The organism is Aequorivita sp. CIP111184 (assembly GCF_900489465.1).
Lineage (GTDB): Bacteria > Bacteroidota > Bacteroidia > Flavobacteriales > Flavobacteriaceae > Aequorivita.
The window spans coordinates 1-1,989 of sequence record NZ_UEFQ01000038.1; the positions used below are offsets into that span (position 1 = coordinate 1).

At 29.5% G+C, this 1,989-nt stretch carries 3 protein-coding genes; all 3 read right to left on the bottom strand.

Annotation, left to right across the window (positions count from 1 at the left end; translation table 11 throughout):
- Positions 1–956, bottom strand: a 956-nt coding sequence (locus AEQU1_RS16165; RefSeq protein WP_146743772.1) for an erythromycin esterase family protein, incomplete at its 3' end; no start/stop codon positions are given.
- Positions 957–1,141: 185 nt separating this feature from the next.
- On the bottom strand, positions 1,142–1,465 hold the full coding sequence (locus tag AEQU1_RS16170; RefSeq protein ID WP_111882766.1) for a type II toxin-antitoxin system PemK/MazF family toxin: 324 nt from the start codon (positions 1,463–1,465) through the stop codon (positions 1,142–1,144).
- Positions 1,456–1,701 carry an AbrB/MazE/SpoVT family DNA-binding domain-containing protein gene (locus AEQU1_RS16175; RefSeq protein ID WP_111882768.1) on the bottom strand — a complete coding sequence of 82 codons (246 nt, stop codon included), beginning with the start codon at positions 1,699–1,701 and terminating at the stop codon, positions 1,456–1,458. The genes AEQU1_RS16170 and AEQU1_RS16175 overlap by 10 nt, the downstream gene beginning before the upstream one ends.
- Positions 1,702–1,989: the final 288 nt, after the last annotated feature.

A 1,989-nucleotide genomic window follows, 5' to 3' on the forward strand; every position in this document is an offset into this window, starting at 1 on the left:
AAATAAGACCCTTCGCTTAAGAAATTTGCATTATATGGATAATTAAAATGATTTTTCATATGTTCTCCACCACCATACATTAAAATTTTGTGATTTTTTAAAAAAGTACCAAAAAATGAATCATCTGTTATATTTCTGATTATTGAATTTTGTCTGTAATATTCAAATTGATATCTAAAAGCGTTGTTAGTTGAACTGAAATTTGTAATTACATTACTAATATATTGTGGTGTGATAAATGGATAATCGCCTGTTAAATTTTCATCTTTCGCTTGAGTCAAATATGGCTTAATATCAATAAAGAAATCGTTGCTTTGTTTTTTACCTAATTCAATAATATCATCAATTTTTGTCTTGTCGACATTTTCTAATTTATAAAAAAATGGCTTTAAAATTTTCTCCATTATATTTTCATAAGTAAATTCCAAATCAGAGCCGCCAATACTTAATGGTTTGATGCTATTGCTTTTATTCCATTCCCTTAACGTGTTTAAAAAAATTAAATCATCTTCTGTATAAAGGAAATTTGAAAGGTCATTTTCTAAAAATGATTGTGCTAATTGGTCATTTTTGATATGAATATAGTGATTGTAATATTCTGTAATCGAATATGAATTTTCAATTATTATTAAGGGATAATAATCATACGCGTTTAAAGCGAAGAAAATTCTATTTCTAAAATTTGAAATACTTTTAGAGTAATGTGTTTCTCCAAGCATTATAATTTTATTCTCTTGGGGAATTTTTTTCAGGAATTCCAGATCCTTAAAATTGGAGAAATTAACATCAACATCCTTATCAAAAAAAGTTTCAATTTCCCCAATATTTATAATTGCACTATTATTAGTTTCTCCAATAGTATAAAATTCTTCAATTTTTAAATCCTTAAGTGTCAAATTTTGAGCCAATAATATATTGCAGAATACTACAGCCAAAATGATTAAAAGATTTTTCATTTTTATTGTTTTTTAATGTTGCACAACGTGTTTGTATATGAGCTGTGGCGTGTTTCGGCACAAACCTCTCCAAATAAAAACTGGCTTTGGGAAATCCGCAGGATTTTCCAAGTGAGGACAGACCAAGCCATAGCTTATATACGGTGTTGCCATTAGTACTTTGCTTTTTTGTTCAATATTCAGTTTTAATCCACAAAAGTTTCTTTTATAATTTCTTTACATTTCTGTATTTCAGATTTCGATAATTGGTCAAACGTTTTTAATATCCGAGATTTGTCAATTGTCCGAATTTGGTCGATTGCAATCATTCCTTTTTTTCCGTTATGCTTTACTTTGATTCTGGTCGGATAATTTTTCAAGTTCGTTGTCATTGGTGCAACTACTATTGTTCTTAAAAACTTATTAATTTCGTTTGGTGATACAATTACACAAGGTCTTGTTTTTTTAATTTCGCTACCAATTGTTGGGTCAAGATTTACGAGTACGATTGAATACTGTTCTAATTCCATTCCTCAAAATCTTCGTCCTCAAACACATCATTGAATAATAATCGGTCATCATTATTCTCACGCATTTCTTCAAATGCTTTTCCCCAATTTTTTCTCGGACTACTAATTGGTTTAAGGATTATTTGTCCTTTTTCCAAAATCATTTCGACCTTGTCTTTTATGTTATATTTTTCCAAAATAGTCTTGCTTAAACGCAGACCTTTAGAATTTCCGATTTTTATAATTGCTGTTTCCATAATTCTATATATGTAATTACAAAGTTAGTACAAATTATTTAATCCGCAAAGTTTTTTCGTATTAATGGCAACGTTTATGTATAAGAATAGTTGCGGGTTTGTACGCGAGGATTTTCCGCAGGAAAATCAGACGTTACAAACACACAACGACCTTTGATTAAGCACTAAACCGCAATTATTTTTATACGGTGTGCCTGTTGCACAAGTTAGCAATTTTCCTTAATTTCATGGTATGCAAGGAAAAAAGATCTACCAAGAAAAGCTCTTCAACGATTTCCGTTTGAGCGA